The organism is Nakamurella aerolata (genome assembly GCF_013002705.1).
Lineage (GTDB): Bacteria > Actinomycetota > Actinomycetes > Mycobacteriales > Nakamurellaceae > Nakamurella > Nakamurella aerolata.
This window is the reverse complement of record NZ_JABEND010000003.1, coordinates 23,588-44,402: the sequence shown is the minus strand read 5'-3', so window position 1 is coordinate 44,402 and position 20,815 is coordinate 23,588. Positions and strand designations below refer to the sequence as shown.

Genomic DNA, 20,815 nt, shown 5'->3' with positions numbered 1-20,815 from the left:
GGCCGCCGCGGCGTCGCCGCCGGCTGAGTCACTGGGATGAGCAGGACGAACAGGGGAGTCTGATGAGCCAGCCTTGGAACACCGGCGGCGACAGTCAACCGTCGGGGGAGCAGTTCCCCCAGTACGGGCCGGGACGGCCGGAGACCGGCGGCTACCCGTCGTCCGAGAAGCCTTATGCCGCAGCGGAATCCGGCTACGCGGGCTACCCGCAGGGTTATCCGCAAGGTTATCCGCAGGCCTACGGTGCCAACCTCCGCCCCAGCAGCGTCACCGCCACCGCGGTGCTGGCCTACGTGCAGGCGAGCCTTGTGCTGTTCGGTGCCATCGCCGCGTTCGCCGGTGGACAGGTATTGCAGGACGACTTCTTCGGCGCGTCCGGCAACAACATCGGTGCCTGGCTGATCGCGCTCGGTGTCGCTGGGTTGCTGGTCGGCGGGCTGCTGATCGCTGGCGGCGTCCAGGTGGCCGGTGGAAACCCGCGCCTGGTGCAGATCGCCAACTACGCATCGATCGCGCTGTCGGTCGCCTGGGCGTTCACCTTGGTGATCCCGTCAGGAGCGGACGCCTCCGGCGTGTTCTGGGCCGTGGTGTATGCGGTGATGCCGATCATCGGACTGGCGCTGCTGGCCACCGAGCCGGCCAAACGCTGGCTGAACAGCAAGCGCTGAACCTGCCGCCGCACCGGCACCCGCACCCGCAACCGCCGCGGCCACCGTTGCGCTGACCGCTGAAATCCGGGGCGAGCGGCACCGCTGGTCGCGACGCTCGCCGCAATGGCAGGCAATACTGCTGGGCAGGGTTGCCGCGATGGGAGAAGGTTCGTCGCGCGCCCGGCGGCGCCGCGGACATCGTGAGGTGCGGGGCGCGATCCGAGCCACCACCGACCACCGGCATCGACCATGCCGTCTTTCTTGGAGAGGACCAGAGCAGATGACTCAAGCCCACAACCCACAAGACTGGGCGCCCTACCAGCAGCTCGACGAGGCCGTCCGGGCCTATGTGCGCGATTCCGACGCCGCGCTGGAAGCGGTGGCCGGGGTGATGGATCTGGGCCAGGTGCAGGCGTTCACGCTGGAGCGGGTGGCCTCGCCGCAGCCGTGGGGCGAGTCGTTGTGGCAGGAGGTCGCCGTCACCGACGGGCGCCGGCTGGTGCTCTGGCACGGCGACGACGAGGCCGACGAAGATCGTCCCGACCAGCTGATGTTCTCCTCGTCGGTGCGCACCGTTCCGCTGAGCGCCATCGTCGATCAGGGGCTGCGCACCCGCTTCCGCACCGAGCCGAACGGCAACCGCACCCTCAACGCGGTGATGCTGTACCTGTCGACGCAGACCCCCGAGCGGTCGATGACGGAGCTGTCGGACGCCAACGAGACCAGGACGACGCAGTTCGTCGAGACCTACCGGTTCTCCAAGTCGGTGAACGATGGCGGCCTCGCGCAGATGCAGCGGCTGCTGCAGTTCGGCCGGGCGCTCTCGCACTTCGCCGGCCTGGCTCGCTGAGTCCCTGCCTCCATGAGCAGCACAGATGCGATGAGCAGCACAGATGCGGTGAGCAGCACAGATGCGGTGAGCGGCACGGATTCAGTGAGCAGCACAGATGCGGTGAGCACCGCAGATTCGGTGAGCGGCACGGATTCAGCGAGCACCGGGGCGGTCGGGCAGCGCCCGGCCAGCGGCGAGCAGTTCGTGCTGACCCGCGGCCCGGCCAGGGCGGTGATCGGCCAGGTGGCCGCGGTGCTGCGCGAGTTCAGCATCGACGGCACGCACTACACCGAGACCTGGCCGGACGAGCAGCTGCCGCCGATGGGCTGCGGCATTGTGCTTGCGCCGTGGCCGAATCGCACCGAGGACGGCCAGTGGACCGCTCCCGACGGGTCGGCCCAGCAACTCGACATCACCGAGGTGTCGCGCAACACCGCCATCCACGGGCTGCTCCGCAACACCGTCTACCGGGTGGTGGAGCAGACGCCGGAATCGGTGACGCTGCACGCCGAGGTGGTGCCGCAGCACGGCTGGCCGTTCAACCTTGATACTTTCGTTCGCTATGAACTCGCCGACGCCGGCTTGCTGGTGACGCACACCGTGACCAACCGCGGCGCCGAGCCGGCGGTGTTCGGCGTCGGCGCGCATCCCTATCTGCGGGTCGGCGACACGCCCGTCGAGCAGCTCACCCTGCAGGTCACCGGTGCGACCAGGGCCGTGACCGACAAGCGTTTCCTGCCAACCGGTTTCGAGCCGGTCGGGAATCAGGGCGCCGACCTGCGGGACGGTGCGCTGCTGGGCGAGGTGAGCTGCAATGACGCGCTCACCGATTTCGTCGCCGTCGCGGCGCCCGGTGGCGGTGAGCGGTTCGAGCACCGGCTCAGCGGCCCCGACGGCCGCACCCTCACGCTGTGGACCGACCCAGACTTCCGCTGGGCGCAGGTCTACACCCCGCCGGATTTTCCCGGTCACGGCTCCGATCGTCGCCTTGCCGTCGCCGTCGAGCCGATGACGTGCTGCGCCAACGCGTTGCGCTCCGGACGCGACCTGCTCACGGTTCAGCCGGGCGAGAGTTGGTCCGCGCGTTGGGGTTTGACACCGGGCGACTGATCGGGTTCGGCGTAACGATCGGCGGCGCCATTGCCGCCGTTGCTGGGGCCGGGCCGGGAATCCGTGCCAACGGGTGGAAGCCGTTGCACCCCGAGCAGGGCCCGGTTGGCTGCCGTGCCGGCGCCGGCACCGCAAACGCCGAACCGCGGTGGCGGGCGGTCCGATCAGCAGGTGATCGATGACCGCTCGCCACCGCGGTGGCCGCTGAGGCTGGGCGTCAGCCGTTGATGTTCTTGTACCGCCACGGCTTGGCGGTGAAGGCACCGCCGGCCGTCGGGTAGTTGATGGCGCGCTCGTACTGGATGGCGCCGTGCCCGCCGCCGCGCTCCTCCAGCGTGACGAAGCGGGTGTGCTCGGCGTTGGCCCACCGCAGGAACAGCACGACGTGTCCGGCCGCACCGCCGGTGCCGGGCCCGATGGTCCCGACCGCGTCACCGGGCTGCAGGTCTTCCCACTCGATCCGGGTCGCGACGCTGCCAAGGCTCACGGTGCTCAGCGCGCTCGGCAGCCGCCAGGCCATCGAGACAAAGCCGGAGCAGTCGGGTCGGTAGCCCTTGCCCTGCGGGTCAGGGTAGGTCACGTTGGTGTCCATCGAGTAGGGGATGTTCTGGTTCACCCAGAAGTAGCCGCGGCTGATCACCTCGTCACGGGAGATGGCGCCGCCGACACTGCCGCCGCCGGCCGGCTGGTCGTTGTCGCACCGCGCCATGCCCTCCACCATGCCGTCGGTGCCGGTCTTGAGCTGCTGATCCGGAATCCACAGGTTGTCGGTGGTCTTGTTCCAGATGTTGGAGCCCGCCGCCGAACCGCCGTAGGCCTGGCAGACCACCTCGACCTGGAACCCGGCGGGTACCGTGCGTACCACCCTGGCGTCGGCGCGCTTGCCGTCCATGATGGTGGCCTCGGTCTTGGCCGGGAACACCCTGACACCGTTGGCCGGCTGGGGCTCCGCGGGCGGCTGAGGTTGGGCCGGCGGCTCCGGCTGCGGCGCGGGTTCGGGTGCGGGCGGATCAGCCGGCCGCTGCTCGAAGGGAACCCCCTGATCCTCGCAGCGCGGGACGCCGTCGGCGAACCCGTCGGTGCCGGTCTTCACGTAGGCGTCGGCGACGTAGTAGCCGTCGGCGGTCTTGTCCCAAATCGTGCTGCCGTAGGCGGTTTCGCCGGTGGCCTGGCACACCACAGGGACGTTGTCGCCCATCCGGTAGGCGTCCTCCACCAGGGTCTGCGCGTTCAGCGACGTTCCGGCCCTGCCGTTCAGGTCGGCCTTGGCCGGGAAGTAGTGCACCTGCGGATCGGTGTCCGACTGCCACTGGGCGTCCCACATCCGCGGATTGCCGCCCCGGTCCGTCACCGACTGCTGTGCCGCCGCGGCGTTGCTGGGCGCGGTGGTGGACTGCTGCGCCCCCAACACCACCAGCCCGCCGACCAGGGCAGCGGTGCCGGTCACAGCTGCGACGATCTTCTTGCCGTTCATACAGATCCCCTCGTCGTGCACCCGCAGTTCGGGCACTCGGGGAATGCGACGCGACCCGGTTCGATCTGGTTCGCCGACGCCCATGGGGACAACTCCCCAGGCCGCCGCACCAGCGGGGTCAGGGCCGGGGGAGCGTCCGTTCCAGCAGCGCGCGCAGTTCGGTGAAGGCGCGCTCGGCGCCGGCCCGCTGGAACGACGAGGTGTCTTCCATGGTGTAGCCGTGCGGCGCGCCGGGGTAGATCTCGTTGCGGTAGGTCAGTCCTATCTTGTCCATGGCGGCGCCTAGTTCCGCGACGGCCTCCGGTGGCATCGATCGGTCTTTGTCGGCGTGGCCGAAGACGAACTCGGCGCGCGCCGTCGCCAGCCGCCAGTGCGGGCTGTCGTCGGCGTCGGTGGCCAGTCCGCCGCCGTGAAATCCCGCGCAGGCCACCACGTTCGGGTCAAGACCTGCCGCTCGGACGGCCAGCCGGGCACCCATGCAGAACCCGACCACCGCCACTTCGGCGTCCGGGTCACCGAGGGTGTGCCGCAGCGCGGCCAGGTAGCCGGGGATGTCGCGTTCGGCGAGCTCGGCGGTGAGGGCGTTCACCCGCGGCATGGCCTTGCGGAAGAACGCCTCCCGCGCCTTCGGGACGCGCAGATCCTCCCTCGGCGCCAGCTCCGCGGCGGATCCCTTGCGGTAGAAGACATTCGGCGCCAGCGTCGGATAGCCCCAGCCGGCGATGCGGTCGGCCATCCGCTCGAGCTGCGGGCGCAGCCCGATCGCGTCCATGACCAGCAGCACCCCGCCGCCGGAGACGTCCCGCCCGCCCGGCTCGGCCAGGTAGGCCTCCGCGGTACCGGCAGGTCCCGGCGCGTCGGGTACCTCGATGCTGATCATCGGCATGGGTCGAGTCTTGCCGCTGCCGTTGGCTGCCGGCAACCCGGACGGTCGCGTCGGCCCGGGGCATCGGCCGCGGGAGCGAGGTACCTGGCACTCAGTCATGCCACACCTGGGCGGCCGGCCCGTTCTCGCGATCGAGGTACGGGGAACGGCGGTCCGCCATCCCGGAGCCCGCGGCGAACCGGGACGTCCATGCGGCAGGCCGCCGGATCCCCGTCAGGGTCGGCGCGGCTATTGACTCATTGCACTAGGGATATGGTGTAATTGTGTCCGTGATCGAGTTCCGGATCGATCGGCGGTCGGGGACACCCCCGTATCTGCAGATCGTCGACCAGGTGCAGCAGGCGCTGCTGCTGGGTCGGCTGCGCGAGGGCGGCCGGCTGCCGCCGGCCAGGGAAGTCGTTGCGGTGACACCGATCAACCCGAACACCGTGCTCAAGGCCTACCGGGAACTGGAACACCTCGGTCTGGCCGAAGGGCGGGTCGGCGCCGGCACCTTCATCACCCGGTCGACCGCACGGCCGCAGGTCGATCCACGCGGAGAACTCGGCGTCGCCCTCGGCGATTGGCTGCGGGCGGCCAGCGCGGCCGGGCTGTCACGTCAGGAGATCGAGACCTGGCTGGGCGCAGCGCTCGACGACGTCTTCACGCCCGCCGCCCCAGCGCCCCCGTCCGGCAGCGCTTCCAACAACCTCGGGAGGACCAGATGACGACCTCACCACACGCTGCGCACCAGCCGGACACTGCCGCCGCCGAGACCGACGACGTCCTGCGGATCCGCAAGGCGGGTAAGAGATTTCGTAGCGGGTGGGCGCTGCGCGACCTGACGCTGACGGTGCGGCGCGGTTCCATCACCGCGCTGCTCGGGCCGAACGGTGCCGGCAAGACGACGCTGCTCAGGGCGGTGTCCGGCCTGCTGGACCTCACCGAGGGGACGGTGAGCTTCAACGGGCGCCAGGTGAGCAGTACCGGTACGCCGGAACGGATCTCGTTCCTCGCGCAGGACAAGCCACTGTACCGGCGCAGCACGGTAGCGGACATGCTGCAGATCGCCAGACATCTCAATGTCCGCTGGGACGCGGCGTTGGCGCGGCGGTTGTGCGACGAGGCGGAGCTGAATCAGCGAGCCAGGGTCGGCGCCCTGTCCGGTGGCCAGCGCAGCCGGTTGGCGCTGGCGATCGCGTTCGCCCGCCGGCCGGAGCTGCTGTTGCTGGACGAACCGCTGGCGGATCTGGATCCGTTGGCGCGCTTGGAGGTTCAGCAGACCCTGCTGTCGACGGTGGCCGAGCAGGGGACGACGGTGGTGCTGAGCTCCCACATCCTCGGCGAGATCGAGCATGTCTGCAGCGACCTTGCGGTGATCACCGACGGCCGGGTCTCGCTGCGCGGTGAGACCGACGAGGTGATCGACGGGCACACCCTGCTGATCGGCCCCGGAAGCGAACCGGCTGCGCTGCAATGGATTCCACGCGAGCAACTGGTAGAAGTCCGGCGCACACCGCGGCAGACCGCGGTGTTGCTGGAAGGCCCGGCACCGCTGCCGCCGCCCGGCTGGAGCGCCGAGCGGCCCAGCCTCGACGAGATCGTCATCGCCCAGCTGCGCCGGTCCAGAGGTACCGCAGTTGCCGGACTCTCCGATCTGGACTCCGCCCCGACTCGGGAGGCATCATGACAACGGACCTGGCCCCCGCGGCCCGGACGCCGGGCACCGACGAGCAGCCAAGAGGCCTTGCGCCACACGGGATGTGGTGGGTGGCCTGGCGTCAACACCGGCTCTTCGTGCTGGTCGGCGTCGGGCTGCTGGCACTCACCGTGCTGGCCCAACTGTTCATCCGGTGGCGGTTTGTCAGCACCCTTGACACCCTGCGCAACACCACGCCGGCCTGTCCGGACCCGACGGAGAACTTCGGCGTCGCGATGTGCGGTCAGGACTGGCTCAAGGTGCAGGACTGGGTCGACGCCTGGTCGCTGGCGCGGCTGCCGATGCTGGTGCTGCCGGTGTTGCTGGGCGTGCTCGGTGGGGCCACCGTGGTCTCGCAGGAACGCGATCGCGGCACCGCGGTGTTCGCGCTCACCCAGTCGGTCAGCCGAACCCGCTGGTACCTGACGAAGTGCGCCGTGGTGGCGGTGCCGTTGCTGGTGGCGCAAGCCGCGGCCGGGCTGCTCTGTGGTTGGCTCGGGAACGTTGCCGGCATCAGAGCGTTCCCGTCGGTCGAAGCGACAGCGTTCCAGGCGAATGGCCTCGTTCCGGCGGCGCTGATGTTGCTCAGCTTCGGCATCGCCATCCCGGTTGGCACCTATGTCCGCGGCGTGTTTGCGGCCTTGGTGGTCGCGCTCCCCGTCGCGGCGGCCGTGATCGTAGGAATCGGATATCTCGGATATGGATATCTGGTCCCGCACGATCAGATCTACGGCCCCCCGGACAATATGGCGGTGCAAGGAGTTCCGGACGGGGCCACGGACTTCACCACAGGATTCGTCACGGTCAGTGGAGCGACCGTCGGGTACTTCGACTGCGACTACGGTGATGGGGAACTGACCGAGGCTCAGGTGCGGAAAGTGTCGGAGGCCTGCGCCCAACGAGCCGGTGTCACGAACAAGTACGTGAGCTTTCTCAGCCCGGCGCGCTACGGCCAGCTGGTCGCGACGCTGAGCCTGATCTGCGCTGTGATCGCCGCCTTCGGCATCACGCTCGGCCGGTGGCGCATTCGCCGGCGGGTCCTGTAACGCCAAGTGTCGCAACAGTTCCGGCAGGTACTCCATCGCGGCCGGCTCGGCGTCGGGGCGAGCCGGCCGCGGTGTTGTCGTCGTTCTCCTGCATCGACTGTTGACCACCCGATGCGCGTCCGCGGAACCGGCCGGCGCGGGGGTGACGGGGCCGCCGCACCGTGCAGGTAGCGCTGATCACCGGGTGCGCGTCCGCAGGAGCGGCTGGCGCAGGGGTGACGGGGCCGCCGCACCGTGCAGCGAGCGTTGAGCACCGAGTGCGCGTCCGCGGAACCGGCCGGCGCGGGGGTGACGGGCCCGCCGCACCGTGCAGCGAGCGCTGACCACCGAGTGCGCGTCCGCAGAACCGGCCGGCGCAGGGGTGACGGGCCCGCCGCACTCTGCAGCGGCAGCTGCTCGAGGGAGCGGAGCGAGCTCGGGCAGCCAGCGAAGCCTAGGCGGGCCCGTCACCCCGGAGACTGCCGCCACTCCGAATCAACGCGCCGCGACAACAACAAGCGACACCAACAAGCGCAAACAACAAGGCCCGCACCACAATCGGTGCGGGCCTTGCCGAGAGTCCGAGTCAGCGCTTGTCAGCGCTTGTCCATCGGGACGTAATCCCGCTCGGTCTCGCCGACGTACACCTGACGCGGCCGGCCGATCTTCGAGGCCGGATCTTCGATCATCTCGCGCCACTGCGCGATCCAGCCGGGGAGTCGGCCGATCGCGAAGAGCACGGTGAAGAACTTGGTCGGGAAGCCCATGGCCTTGTAGATCAGGCCGGTGTAGAAGTCGACGTTCGGGTAGAGCTTGCGGGAGATGAAGTAGTCGTCGGTGAGGGCGACCTGCTCCAGCTCCTTGGCCAACTCCAGCCGCGGGTCGGTGACGTGCAGCTCGTTCAGGATGTCGTCGGCGGTGGCCTTCACGATGGCGGCGCGGGGATCGTAGTTCTTGTAGACCCGGTGGCCGAAGCCCATCAGCTTGACGCCTGGCTCCTTGTCCTTGACCCGCTTGACGAACGACTTGATGTCGCCGCCGTCGGCCTGGATCGCGTCCAGCATCTCCAGCACCGCCGAGTTGGCGCCGCCGTGCAGCGGCCCGGCGAGGGCGTGAATACCGGCCGACACCGACGCGAACAGGTTGGTGTGCGCGCTGCCGACCAGCCGCACCGTCGAGGTTGAGCAGTTCTGCTCGTGGTCGGCGTGCAGGATGAAGAGCAGGTCAAGAGCCTTGGCCAGCTTGGGGTTCACCTCGTACGGCTCGGCCGGGAACCCGAAGCACATCCGCAGAAAGTTTTCCACCAGCGTCATCGAGTTGTCCGGGTACAGCAGCGGCTGCCCGACGGACTTGCGGTGGGCGTAGGCGGCGATGGTCGGCAGCTTGGCCAGTAGCCGGACGGTGGACAGCTCAACCTGGTCCTTGTTGAACGGGTCGAGCGAATCCTGGTAGAAGGTCGACAGCGCCGACACCGCCGAGCTGAGCACCGGCATCGGGTGCGCGTCGCGGGGGAAGCCGTCGAAGAAGCGCTTGAGGTCTTCGTGCAGCAGGGTGTGCCGGCTGATCCGGTCGGTGAAGGCCTGCAGTTCGTCCTTGCTGGGCAGTTCGCCGTGGATCAGCAGGTAGCTGACCTCGAGGAAGCTGCTCTTCTCGGCGAGCTGCTCGATCGGGTAGCCGCGGTAGCGCAGGATGCCGGCGTCACCGTCGATGTAGGTGATTTTCGAGGTGGTCGAGCCGGTGTTGGTGTAGCCAGGGTCGAGGGTGACAACGCCCTCGGTGCTCAGCAGCTTGCCGATCTCGAGTCCGCCTGCGCCCTCGGTGGCCGGCACGAACGGCAGGTCCATCTCGGTGCCGTTGTAGCTCAGTTTGGCTGCGGTGTCGCTGCCGGCTTTGGTATCGGTGGTTGAGGTGCTGGCCTGGGTCATCGTGGTTTCGCCCTTTCAGCTCGGCCAGGGCTGATGCGGCGAGGTTCTCGCACCTGCCCACGACGCGTGTCGTGGACGCAGCCCAGGATCATGACCGTGACGCTGCCGTGAGCCTGCTGGGCCGGAGACAACGCCGTCGAATCGTTCGAATCGTTCGTCTCCACGCTACTGTCCGGGGGGTGCGAGGGTTCAACCGGGCGGGCGTGAACTTGCCCTCATCCGGGCCACCGTGAGCAGGATCGCGCCGACACCGGCGGATGTGGTCGGCAGGCCCACCCGGTTATGTCACCCTGGTTAAGGCGGGGGTCGAGGTCGGCGCTCTCGCCCGGGGGAGTAGCCGCCGACCGATCACACCACCCACATCGACGAAGGGATGCGGATGCGCCTGCGACGAATCGTCCCGGCAGCAATCATCAGTACGACGGCCGCGCTGGTTGCGGGCTGCTCAAGTGGCAGCAACGAGGGCGCTCCGGTCACCCAGACCGTTTCCACCACCATCACGGGGGAGACCGGCGGCACCGCCGGCGGCTCTGGTGACGGCTCAAGCGACGGGGCTGCCACCGACAGCGCCGGCCAGGACGGCTCAGGGTCCGCCGGTTCGGCCGGCTCGACAGCGGGCAGCGGCCCGGCCGCGTCCTCGTCCGCGCCGCCCGCGTCGTCGGCTGCCGAGTCGACTGCGGGGTCGTCGGCTCCGGCAGCGTCGGATTCGGCGAAACCGTCGGCGAGCAAGCTGGCGCCGAAGCCGGGTGCGGACGGGCGTCCGGCCAGCAACGTGCCGATGACGAAGCTCAAGCCGGGCGAGAAGCCGCCGCAGTTCATCATTTTCAGCTTCGACGGCGCCGGCAGCCACGACAAGTGGGAGGCGTTCAGCAAGGCGGCCAAGCCCACCGACTCGAGGTTCGTCGGCTTCCTCACCGGCATCTACCTGCTGGAGACGGCCAACAAGGACGCCTACACCGGGCCGGGCCACGCCAAGGGCAAGGCCTCGATCGGGTTCGGCGGCAGCCGCGACGAGGTGGTGCTTGAGGTGGAGGACCTGAACAAGGCCTACGCCGCCGGGCACGAGATCGGCACCCACTTCAACGGTCACTTCTGCAGCGACAACCCGCCGGGCGGTGACGACTGGTCGACGGCCGACTGGGAGTCCGAGCTCGGGCAGTTCTTCACCTTCATGAAGGACTGGAAGAAGATCAACGGCGTCGGCGCCGACGCGCCCGACCTCAAGGTGCCGACCGACGCCATCAAGGGCGGCCGAACTCCTTGTCTTGAAGGCGATCTGAAGAAGCTGACGCCGGCGCTGAAGAAGTTCGGCATGACCTACGACACCTCGAAGCAGCAGGCTCCCGGCATGGTCTGGCCGACCAAGGTCGACGGCATCTGGGAGTTCTACATGCAGGACGTCTACTCGCCGGGCTTCGCCAAGCAGGGCAAGAACCCGATGGTCACCGCGATGGACTACAACTTCTGGATCAAGTTCAACCAGGGCAAGGAGCAGCCGGAGACCGCGCCGGAGCTGCGCAAGATCGTCCGCGGCACCTACGACTACATGTACGAGCAGGCGTTCAACGGCAACCGGGCGCCGATGCTGGTGGCGAACCACTTCAACAACTGGAACGGCGACTCCTTCAACGCCCCGGCGCTGAGCTTCATGAAGGAGACCTGCGGCAAGAAGGACACCATCTGCACCACCTACCAGGACGTCATCGCCTGGATGGAGTTGCAGGATCCGAAGGTGCTGGCCGACCTGCAGGGCCTGCCGCCGGTGGCCACCGGGCCGAGCTCCGGCCAGGGCTGAGCTGCAGCCTGGGCTCAGCTCCGGCCAGGCTGAGCTGCGGCCAGGCTGAACTGCGCCCAGGACCGAGCTGCGGGCTCGCGTCTTCCGGAAAGCCTCCCGGCGCAGAATTCAGCAAGAGCAACAAAAGCGGCCGGTTTCCGACCCGCCGGGGTCGGAAACCGGCCGCTTTTGGCTGTGGTGCTGAATATCTGAAGAGCACCCCACGCTGCTGCCGGGCCCTGCTGGTCCCAGGCCCTGTTACTGCCAAGTCGCGCTACTGCCAGGCCGTGCAGTCGTGGGCCGGGGCGCCGTGCCGGTCGGCGTTGGCGTTGATGGCGTCGTGAATCCATTGCGCCAGACCAGGTTCGACGTCGTCGTAGGTCTTGCTGAACCGCTCGTCGGCCAGGTACATGTCGGCCAACCCGCGCTGCATCTGGTAGCTGCAGTCGTAGAAGACCTCGACGCCGGCCCTATGCTCCTCGGCGAGCTGCATCGCCTCGGGGCTGGCCGGGTCGACCCCGCGGCGCTTGGCAGCGGCGATCTTCGCCAGGTAGGCGTCGCCGTCGGCCTTGATCGCGCGCCACTGCTCCTTGCTGAACCGCGTGGTGCGCTGCGCCGACTGCTGCCACGCAACGGTGTGGCCCCAACGCTCTTCGGCCTCGCCCTCCCAGGACGGGTCGTACTCGGCGCCGAAGATCTCCAGCTTCTCCTCCGGGGTGAGTTCGGTTCCCATGGTGTCTGCCTCCAGTTCTTTGTCGACGGCGGCCAGCATCTCGGTGAGCCGGTCGATCCGGCGCTGCAACCGCTGCCGGTGGCTGCGCAGGTGGTCGACCGGTCGGCGCTGCGGATCGTCCAGCAGGGTGCCGATCTCGTCGAGCGGCATCCCCAGTTCCCGGTAGAACAACACGTGCCGGAGCCGCTCCAGGTCGGCGGCGGAGTAGCTGCGGTAGCCGCCCCGGGTGCGCCTCGGCTGCAGCAGGCCGAGTTCCTCGTAGTGGTGCAGGGTGCGCACGGTGATCCCGGACATCCTGGCCACCGCGCCGACGCTGTAACCGTCGGCGGCCGGGGCCGCCGCCTCGTGATGCGCGGGCGCCGAGCGAACGTTCACGTTCGTGCTCCTTCTGGCCGAGACCGGGCCGGGGCCGAGCCGGCCAGGGGTTGGTCGGCGTCGGTCCAGTGCTGGTCCAGCGCCGGTCCAGTGCCGGTCCAGCGCTGGTGTGACGATGCTGGTGGTGCCGGGCGTCGGTCGACGCCGCAGCCCACCCTGCAGCCTCACGTTACGGAAGAGTCCAGTCTGTTGCCCGAGCGTGCGGTCACGGGAGTAGTCCCCATGCCGCCCACCGTGGGGACCTGGAACTATCCAGGAGAGGGTTAATCTGCGGTATGGGCGACTTCTCCGTCGATGAGGCGGACACCTGCGATCCGGCCGCACTGAGCAGCCAGCTGCGGTTCGCGCGGGACGGCTACCAACGCGCGATCCGAGCGGCGCTGGACGAATCCGGCTTCGAGGATCTGTCGGCGTTCGGGGTCTACGTGCTTGACGGCATCTATAGCCACGGGCATATCGCCGAGCTGCTCGCCAGACAGATTGTGCAGCCGGCGGAACGACACCGGGCCCTGCTCATCGAGCTGGTCCGCACCGGCTACCTGATGTCGGCCGCGGGCCGGCAGCGGTTCCGCATCGCCGATCGAGGTCGGGCCGCCGCCGAGGTGATCGAGGTGGCCAGGCAATCGGTCGACGTCGAGATCGACAGCGTGCTGACCCCGGCCGAGGTGCACGGCCTGCGCACCGGGCTGGCCGCGCTGGCCCGGATCGCCGAGCGCAACGCGCCGGCCGAGGCCGTCTCAACCGACTGACCGTGCCGGCGCACTGACCGGGCCAGCCCACTGACCGGGCCAACCGCCCGACCGGGCCAACAGACTGACCGTGCCAACGGCGTCAGCTCACTTGGTGGAGAAACCACCGTCGACGTAGAGCAGTTGGCCGTTGATCCAGGCGCCGGCCGGCGACAGCAAAAAGGCGACGACACCGCCGATGTCGCTGGGGGTGCCGAGCCGGCCGGTGGGCTGCTGGGCGGTGCCGGCGGCGCGGACGTCGTCGTCCATCCAACCGGTGTCGATCGGGCCAGGGTTGACCACGTTGGCGGTGATCCGCTGCTCGCCCAGCTCGCGCGCGGCGGCCAGCACGATCCGGTCGAGCGCGCCCTTGCTGGCACCGTAGGGCAGGTTGAACGCGGTGTGGTCCGAGGTGAAGGCGAGGATGCGGCCGGGCAGCTGGGCCGCGATGCGCTGCTCGGCGTAAGCCTTCACCAGCAGCCAGACTGCCTTGGCGTTCACCGCGAAGTGCCGGTCGAAGGCCTCGACGGTGGTGGTCAGCAGCGACGAGTCCACCGACTCGGTGTGCAGCATCACCAGCGCGTCGACCGGGCCGAGCGTCTCGGCGGCCGCGGCCAGCAGTGCGGCCGGCGCCGAGGGGTCGGCCAGGTCGCCGGCGAGCGGGACGACCGTGGCACCCAGCGCTTCCAGCTCGGCGATCACCGGGGCGATGCCGGCGTCGTGACCGACCAGGCCGAGCCGATGGTCGTAATCGGGCAGGTGTGACAGCGCCAGGTCCCAGCCGTCGGCGGCGAGCGCTCTGGCGACCCCGGCGCCGATGCCCTTGGCCCGCCCGACGCCGGTCACCAGCGCGGCCGGGCGCCGCGCGTCGGCCGGCATTCGCTTGTCTGTCACCTGGCCGACGGTAAGGCATGTGGCAAGCCGAATATCGGTAGCCGCACGGTGAACGTGGTGCGCCCCGGCGCGGACGCCACCTCGACGCTGCCGTGGTGCGCCAGCACCACCGCCTGCACGATGGAAAGGCCCAGCCCGGTTGACCCTGCGGTGCGCGAGCGGGAACTGTCGCCCCGGACGAACCGCCCGAAGATCTCGCTCTGCAGTTGCGGCGCAATGCCTTCGCCGGTGTCGGTGACGGTCAGCACCGCATGGCCATGGCCGCCGCTCACCTCGGTGGTGACCACCGTGCCCGGTGGGGTGTGGGTGCTGGCGTTGGCCAGCAGATTGGTCAGCACCTGACGAAGTCGGTGCTCGTCTCCGGTCACCAGCACCGGTTCGGCCGGCACCTGCAGCCGCCAACGGTGCCCGGGGTCGGCGGCGTTGGCGTCGGCCACTGCGTCAACGGCCAGCGCCGTCAGGTCCACCGGTCCGCTGGCCAGCGGCCGGCCGGAATCCAAGCGCGCCAACAACAACAGGTCTTCCACCAGCGAGCTCATCCGCTCCGACTCGGACCGTACCCGGCCCAACGCATGACGCACCGCCGGCAGATCGTCAGGGTTGCTGCCGGCCAGTTCGGCGTAGCCGCGGATGGACGCTAGTGGGGTGCGCAGCTCGTGCGAGGCGTCGGCGACGAACCGGCGTACCCGGGACTCGGACTCGTGCCTGGCGGTGAGCGCGCCGGACACGTGCCCCAACATCTGGTTCAGCGCCGAGCCGACCTGGCCGATCTCGGTGCGGGGGTTGGTGTCTCGGGCAGGTACCCGCACCCCGAGATCGACCTCGCCGCGGTCCAGCGGCAGCGTCGTCACCTGCCGCGCGGTCGCGGCCACGCGGTCCAGCGGGCGCAGTGATCGGTGCACGATCCACCACACCAGCAGCCCGCCCGCCAGCAGCGCGCCGGCCCCGACCGCCACCACGATCAGCGTCAGCCGCTGTTCGGTTGCCGTCACCTCCGCCAGCGACAGCCCGGTGACCAGCACCTCGCCGCCCGGAAGCTGTTGCGCCGCAACGCGATAGTCGCCGGCATCGGCGATCGTCACGGTCACCGGCCCGGCGTCGGGGGACAGCGCAGCGGTACTCGCCAGCTGGGCGGGATCGAGAACGAGGCAGCCGCCAGGGCCGTAGCGCAGCGCGCCACTGCGCACGGTGGCGCCGTCCAGCAGCACGTACAGCGTCTGTTCCTGCGGGGCGCCGCCGCGGCCGGACGGGCCGCCCCCACCGGGTCGACCGCCCTGCCCCGCGGTGTCGGCGCGGCCAGCGGTGTCGGTGCGCCCCGCGGTGTCGGCGCGACAGTCTGCCAGCGCGCCGGCGCGCCGCGGCCCGGTGGCGGCTGCGGGTTCCGGCGGCTGCGGGCCGGGCCGGTCGGGTTCCCTGATGCCTTGCGCCACCTGCAGTCTGGAGTCGAGCTGCGACATCAAGAAGTCGGACAGAAGCACCTGGGTGACAATGCCGATGGTGGCGGTGACCGCGACGATCACCAGCACGCAGCCGGCAATCAGCTTGCCGCGCAACGTCATCGCCCGGCGCGGCTGCGCTTCGGGGTGAGATTCAGCAGGTGGGCTTGAGGACATACCCGAAGCCGCGCATGGTGTGGATCATCGGTTCCCGTCCGGCATCGATCTTCTTGCGCAGGTACGAAATGTAGAGCTCAACAATGTTGGCCTGGCCGCCGAAGTCATAGTTCCACACCCGGTCCAAAATCTGCGCCTTGGACAGCACCCGCTTGGCGTTCAGCATCAGGTAGCGCAGCAGCTCGAACTCGGTGGCCGTCAACGCGATCAGCTGGCCACCGCGGTGCACCTCGCGGGAGTCCTCGTCCAGGGTCAGGTCGCCGACCTGCACCAGCGCGGAGGCGTCACTGCTGGCCGCACTGCGGCGCAGCAGCCCGCGCAGCCGCAGCACCAACTCCTCCACCGAGAACGGCTTGGTCACGTAGTCGTCGCCGCCGGCGGTGAGCCCGGCGATCCGGTCCTCCACCGCGTCCCGCGCCGTCAGGAACAGCACCGGCGTCTGGCTGCTGGTGGGCTCACCCTCGGCGGCCCTGATGGTGCGCAGCACCTGGAAACCCTCCATGTCGGGCAGCATCACGTCCAGCACGATGACGTCCGGCTGGAAGCTGCGGGCGGCGGCGACCGCGGCGGCACCGCTGTACTCCAGCTGCACCTGCCAGCCCTCGTAGCGCAGCGCCATGCCGACCAGCTCAGCCAGCGTCTGCTCGTCGTCCACCACCAGCACCCGCAGCGGGCGCCCGTTCGGTCCGCGCAGCAGCTCGCGGGCGGGGACGGGACGGTCGGTGCCGGTGAGTGAGCTGATCATGTGCCCGATTCTGGGCCGGGTCGATGTGCCCGCCTTGCAGCGCGGCTGTGCGCGGGCTGTGAGCCTGGCCGGGCAGCCGCCGGCCGGTTCGGCTCCACCCGCTCAGCTCCAGCCGTGTTCGCGGGCGTGCCAACCCAACTGCACCCGGCTGGTCACCCCGGCGCGTTCATCAGTGCGCTGATCCGGCGCTGCACCGTCCGCAACGACAGCTCCAGTTGGCTGCTGGCGGCGCCGTCGGTGAAACCGGCCAGCAGCAGCTGCAGGATGCGTCGGTCGATCGGGTCGAGTTCGTCGCTGGTGGTGCCGTAGGGCCTGGCGTGCTGCCAGACGGTGTCGAACAGGCTCTGGGCCAGCTGCGCCGGGCCGCCGCGGAGCACCAGGCTGGGGTCGACACCGGTGCCGCGGCCCTGCACAGGCAGCATCGCGATGCTGCCGTCGAAGACGATCAGCTTCAGCGGAATCTGTCCGGTGGTGCGGACTTCGATGCCGGCGCCGAGTGATTCCTCGACGTTCGGCACCGCGGCTGGGCCGCTGAAGAAGTCCCGGTCGATGACGGCGCGGGCCCTGATCCCGCGGGCCATCACCGTTGCTTCCTCGGTGTTGTCGTGCGAGACGGCCTGATGCGACCCGGTGACGAAGGTGTCGATCCGGCTGCGGGCGCCGAGCTGCAGCTGCAGGTAACGGTGCCGCACCGCGTCGGTGCCGGCCACCACCTCGATCAGCTCCCGCTCGGCATGGCCGAGGGTGCTGGAGCGGTAGATGTCGACCAGCTCGGCCAGCGCCTGCTCGGCCAGCTGCACCGCGGTGCGTTGGCCGGCGAGCGCCGGTCCGAGCGCGACGTCGGGGGAGGTGGCGGTGTAGCGGCCACCGGCGCGGCCCTGCGCGAGGCCCAGCTCGACCAGTCGGTCCAGTGTGCGCAGCACCCTGCCCTCGGGCAGCGAGACGGCGTCGGCGAGCTCGGCCACCCGCGCGTCGGTCAACGGCAGCAGCGCTCGGTAGACACGTTCCTGCTCGGCGTCCAATCCCAGATACTGCAGCCCCACGGATCTCCCCGGTCGCTCGCGACGCCGGCGGCGGTGCAGACGTCACGGGCATTGTGACGCACGGTGCGGCGACGCGACCAGCGGCCGGGCGGAGACAGCATCACGGGCATGGCGACGCGCGGCGGGGATAGAAGGGGATAGAACCAGCAGTCGGGCGGGATGCCCCGATTATCGGTGGAAGAATCTGCGGCTCGATCGACGTTTGCGCAGGTCGGCTTTCGGCGCAGGGCATGGAGACGCCGATTATTCCTCTGGGCCTACCTGGATACCCATGTCGCCACTTGCTCACGCGACCGCGGCGCTACTCGCCCAGCGGAAATATCGGCGGCTCGACGTGCCGAACTGAAAACCGACCTGCGACAACGGGATTCCGGGCGCACATTGTTCCGCTCGGCGGCGCCGCAACCACCGGCGCCGCAACCACCGGCGCCGCAACCACAGCGGCGGACGGGCGCGGCGCCGGCGCGGCGACCGAGAGGGTCAGGACACCAGCGTCACCACCGGAGAGGTCCAGGTCTGCTGAGCCGGGGCACCGTCCGGATCGCCCATGGCCTTGTCGAACACCAGCCGCAGCCGGTACTCGCCGGCCGGCGCGGTGCCGCCGCCGGGCAGGGTGGCGTCCCAGCTCAAGAAGTCCATGCCGGTGCCGGCGCCGGAATTGCGGGTCACCCACGATTCGTCGACCGGGGTGGCCACCACCCTGCCCTTGGCGTTGAGCACCTGTAGCCGGAACCGTTCCAGCAGCGGGAAACCGTGCGAGACCATCACCCAGGCGGAGTCGTTGCCGGTGTCGTCGTCGGTGAGGTCGACGGTGATCGGCTCGCTCTTGCCGAAGCTGAAGTCGGCCGGCCGCAGCGCCGGATTGTCCAGACCGGGGTTGAGGTCGGTGAAGGTCGGGTTGATGGCCGACACCGCATCCAGATCGCCGCTGACGGCCTGGTACGGCACCCGGATGGCTCGCTGCCCCGGCGTCACGGGGGTGAGCTCGAACCAGCCGCCGAGCAGGGTGCCGGCGGGCACACCGGCGGGCTCGCGCACGGTCACGTTCACCCTCGTGGTGGCGCCGGGGCGCACCGTGACGATGCTCTTGGTGGCGCGGGCGCTGGCCGCCGCCGCTGTCGGTTTCCACGAGCCGGTGTACGGCGGTGCGGCCGACACCGCGGGGCGATGCTCCACCCGGTAGCTGACCGGGGTGGCGCCGGGATTGGTCACCTGCAGCTGCCGAACCGCCTGCCGGCCCTCGAGATCGCCGAACGCCAACCGCGACGGCGTCACCGTCGGTGCCTTTTGCTGCAGCAGATCGAGCGCGGCGGCGGCGTTCACCAGACCGGAACCCTGCTGCGCCGTCGGGTGCAGCCGGCTGGCGTCGCCGGCGGTCAGCGCGGCGGGCCGCGCGGTGTTGGCCACCACGGTGGCCAGCTGCTCAGGGGTCAGCGACCGGTTCGCCTGCCGCAGCAGCGCGATCACGCCGGTGACGTGCGGCGCCGCCATCGAGGTGCCGGAGTTCTGGGCGTAGTAGCCCATCTTCGGCGGGACGGTGGAGAAGATGCCCTCCCCCGGCGCCACCACGTCGGGCTTGAACTCCAGCTCGTTGCCCGGCCCCCACGACGACAGCAGCGCCGGCCGGCCCTTCAGGTTGTCCGGCAGCTGCTCGCCGGCGTACGCACCCCAGCTGATGGTCGGGTTGTCCGTCGCCAGGATGCGCTTGGCGTCGCGCCCGCGCAGCATCGCGATCGGCATCTGCACGGCCGGCCCGCAGCAGATGGTGAACGGGAAGTCTTCGTCGTTGAACTGGTCGTTGTAGTAGAAGGCGCCGGCGGCGCCGGCCGCCTCGGCGACCCTGGCCTGGTCCATGCCGCGGCACTCGAAGCCGTCGAGCGCGCCGAACAGCGCGATCTTGCCGGTGAGGCTGCCGGCCGGCAGCGGGTCGCAGCCGCCGGTGAGCTCGACCACCGGGAAGGTTCCGGTCGCCGGCGTTCTGCCGTTGCTGGAACCGAGCACGTACGGGATGGCGTCGCCGGAGCCGTCGTTCAGGGTGAAGGCCAGCCACGGCAGCTGCTCGCTGTACACGCTGCCGACGGCGATCGCCGAGCGGGCCACCGCGGGGGAGCCGGCGTTGAACGGGCCGGCGAGGCCGTTGCCGATGGCCACCACCACGGGGATGCCGGAGGCGCTGACCTGGTCCACCGCAAGGGAAATGGGGCTGTTGCTGCGCATCCCGGTCTGGCCGAGGCTCATGTTGATCACGTCGACCTTGTCGGCCGCCGCCCGGTCCAGCGCGGCCAGCAGCGACTGTTCGCTGGCGCCCTCGTCGTTGAACACCCGGTAGGCGCGCAGCTTGGCGGCCGGCGCGACGCCGGTCATCTTGTCGTCGTTGCCCAGCGCGATCCCGGCGACATGGGTGCCGTGCCCTGATGCCCCGAAGGTGCCGTCGTCGTAGGGATCGGGGTCGCCGTCGGCGAAGTCGTAGCCGCCGACCACCCGCTCGTTGGGGAAGGTGCCGCCGCCGAAGGCCGGCAGATCCCAGGCGATCCCGGAGTCGAGAATTCCGATGGTGACGCCCTCGCCGTCGAAACCGCGCTGGTGCGCCTGCCGCACGCCGGTGAGCTTGGTGACGGTGACGTTGTCCCTGCCAAGGTCGGTGGCCGCGGCCAGGGCGCGCTGCTGGGCCTGCTTGGCCAGCCGGGGGATCGGCGGCGGCGGGTCGAACCGCTGCGGCTGCACCACCTGGGTGACGCCGGGCAGCGCGGCCAACTCGTCCACCTGGTCGGCCGGCAGGCTGACCGCGAGACCGTTGACGACGTGCTGGTAGGTGTACGTCGTCCGCAGCTTGATACCGGCCGCCCGCGCGCCGGCCTGCAGCGCCGACTGCTGGGCGCGCACCCGGCCGAGTGCCTTGCCGCGCTGGGCGGTGGGCGCCAGCTGTGCGGCTTGGTTTGGGTCGAGGACGACGATCCGCTCCACCTGCGTGCCGGGCGCATCGGACTTGGCGCCGGAGCTTCCGGGCTTTTCGGTTGCGGCGCCGGGCTTTTCGGTTGCGGCGGACTGTTCAGTCGGGTCAGCGGGGGTTTTGGCGTTACCGCTCGCGTCGGCGGTTGCCGCGGCCCGGGTGGCGTCGGCGGGCGGTGTCGGCTCGCCCACCGCGGCGGTGGGCGAGCTCAGCGCGATGACGAGCGGGACGGCCAGCAGGGCGGCGGCGGCCGGCGGCCGGGTGCGTTTCATCGGTCAAGCACACCGCCTGCCCGCGCTGCGGGCAATGCCCGGCGGCGGCGGGTGTCCGCATTGGCGCAGATGCGCCGTGCCGGGCGGTGAGCTCGGGTCTGCCCGGCC

Annotated in this window: 17 protein-coding genes and 1 pseudogene; 8 read left to right on the top strand and 10 right to left on the bottom strand. The window is 70.0% G+C overall.

The features are described from left to right. The first annotated feature begins 62 nt into the window (after positions 1–62). The 3 genes from HKD39_RS06350 to HKD39_RS06340 all read left to right on the top strand — a co-directional run bounded on the left by HKD39_RS06350 (position 63) and on the right by HKD39_RS06340 (position 2,592). On the top strand, positions 63–668 hold the full coding sequence (locus tag HKD39_RS06350) for a hypothetical protein (RefSeq protein WP_171199046.1): 606 nt from the start codon (positions 63–65) through the stop codon (positions 666–668). A gap of 262 nt (positions 669–930) precedes the next feature. Continuing rightward, positions 931–1,500, top strand: a complete 570-nt coding sequence (locus tag HKD39_RS06345) for a hypothetical protein (protein WP_171199045.1) — start codon at positions 931–933, stop codon at positions 1,498–1,500. Between the two features lie 12 nt (positions 1,501–1,512). Beyond that, positions 1,513–2,592: an aldose 1-epimerase family protein gene (locus HKD39_RS06340; RefSeq protein ID WP_212754118.1), complete on the top strand. Its 1,080-nt coding sequence runs from the start codon at positions 1,513–1,515 to the stop codon at positions 2,590–2,592. 217 nt (positions 2,593–2,809) lie between these two features. On the opposite strand, the gene HKD39_RS06335 is transcribed toward HKD39_RS06340, so the two are convergent. Next, on the bottom strand, positions 2,810–4,102 hold the full coding sequence (locus tag HKD39_RS06335; protein ID WP_171199044.1) for a hypothetical protein: 1,293 nt from the start codon (positions 4,100–4,102) through the stop codon (positions 2,810–2,812). Positions 4,103–4,184: 82 nt separating this feature from the next. Beyond that, a complete protein-coding gene (locus HKD39_RS06330) occupies positions 4,185–4,952 on the bottom strand; it encodes a dienelactone hydrolase family protein (RefSeq protein ID WP_171199043.1) in 768 nt (255 codons plus the stop codon). Positions 4,953–5,215: 263 nt separating this feature from the next. On the opposite strand from HKD39_RS06330, the gene HKD39_RS06325 reads away from it, so the two are divergent. From HKD39_RS06325 to HKD39_RS06315, 3 genes and pseudogenes are all read left to right on the top strand, one after another. After that, the gene (locus HKD39_RS06325) at positions 5,216–5,659 is read left to right on the top strand and encodes a GntR family transcriptional regulator (protein ID WP_425488424.1); all 444 of its coding nucleotides are present in this window, start codon (positions 5,216–5,218) and stop codon (positions 5,657–5,659) included. After that, positions 5,656–6,195 (top strand): annotated as a pseudogene (locus HKD39_RS20760) (ATP-binding cassette domain-containing protein); the annotation flags it as partial. The gene HKD39_RS06325 and the pseudogene HKD39_RS20760, both read left to right, overlap by 4 nt. 422 nt (positions 6,196–6,617) lie before the next feature. Further along, positions 6,618–7,676 (top strand): ABC transporter permease subunit, encoded by a 1,059-nt coding sequence (locus HKD39_RS06315; protein ID WP_171199041.1) that lies wholly within the window; start codon positions 6,618–6,620, stop codon positions 7,674–7,676. A 575-nt stretch (positions 7,677–8,251) separates the two neighbouring features. Here HKD39_RS06315 and HKD39_RS06310 read toward each other — a convergent pair. Together HKD39_RS06310 and HKD39_RS06305 are read right to left on the bottom strand one after the other, a co-directional pair. Continuing rightward, entirely contained in the window at positions 8,252–9,580 is a 1,329-nt protein-coding gene (locus HKD39_RS06310) for a citrate synthase (protein ID WP_171199040.1), read from the bottom strand. 348 nt (positions 9,581–9,928) lie between these two features. Continuing rightward, positions 9,929–10,372 (bottom strand): hypothetical protein, encoded by a 444-nt coding sequence (locus tag HKD39_RS06305; RefSeq protein WP_171199039.1) that lies wholly within the window; start codon positions 10,370–10,372, stop codon positions 9,929–9,931. Here HKD39_RS06305 and HKD39_RS06300 point away from each other — a divergent pair. Next, on the top strand, positions 10,359–11,375 hold the full coding sequence (locus HKD39_RS06300; protein ID WP_171199038.1) for a polysaccharide deacetylase family protein: 1,017 nt from the start codon (positions 10,359–10,361) through the stop codon (positions 11,373–11,375). The genes HKD39_RS06305 and HKD39_RS06300 overlap by 14 nt on opposite strands. Before the next feature lie 253 nt (positions 11,376–11,628). On the opposite strand, the gene HKD39_RS06295 is transcribed toward HKD39_RS06300, so the two are convergent. After that, on the bottom strand, positions 11,629–12,462 hold the full coding sequence (locus HKD39_RS06295; RefSeq protein WP_343074623.1) for a MerR family transcriptional regulator: 834 nt from the start codon (positions 12,460–12,462) through the stop codon (positions 11,629–11,631). A 275-nt stretch (positions 12,463–12,737) separates the two neighbouring features. On the opposite strand from HKD39_RS06295, the gene HKD39_RS06290 reads away from it, so the two are divergent. After that, on the top strand, positions 12,738–13,211 hold the full coding sequence (locus HKD39_RS06290; RefSeq protein ID WP_171199037.1) for a hypothetical protein: 474 nt from the start codon (positions 12,738–12,740) through the stop codon (positions 13,209–13,211). Positions 13,212–13,298: 87 nt separating this feature from the next. On the opposite strand, the gene HKD39_RS06285 is transcribed toward HKD39_RS06290, so the two are convergent. From HKD39_RS06285 to HKD39_RS06265, 5 genes are all read right to left on the bottom strand, one after another. Next, complete coding sequence (locus HKD39_RS06285; RefSeq protein ID WP_171199409.1) at positions 13,299–14,069, bottom strand: SDR family oxidoreductase; 771 nt, start codon at positions 14,067–14,069, stop codon at positions 13,299–13,301. Between the two features lie 11 nt (positions 14,070–14,080). Beyond that, entirely contained in the window at positions 14,081–15,697 is a 1,617-nt protein-coding gene (locus tag HKD39_RS06280; RefSeq protein WP_171199036.1) for a sensor histidine kinase, read from the bottom strand. After that, positions 15,675–16,442 (bottom strand): response regulator transcription factor, encoded by a 768-nt coding sequence (locus tag HKD39_RS06275; RefSeq protein ID WP_171199035.1) that lies wholly within the window; start codon positions 16,440–16,442, stop codon positions 15,675–15,677. Before HKD39_RS06275 ends, HKD39_RS06280 begins: the two co-directional genes overlap by 23 nt. Before the next feature lie 152 nt (positions 16,443–16,594). After that, positions 16,595–17,485 carry a helix-turn-helix domain-containing protein gene (locus HKD39_RS06270; RefSeq protein ID WP_171199034.1) on the bottom strand — a complete coding sequence of 297 codons (891 nt, stop codon included), beginning with the start codon at positions 17,483–17,485 and terminating at the stop codon, positions 16,595–16,597. Between the two features lie 480 nt (positions 17,486–17,965). After that, entirely contained in the window at positions 17,966–20,707 is a 2,742-nt protein-coding gene (locus HKD39_RS06265) for a S8 family serine peptidase (protein ID WP_171199033.1), read from the bottom strand. Between the last annotated feature and the right edge of the window lie 108 nt (positions 20,708–20,815).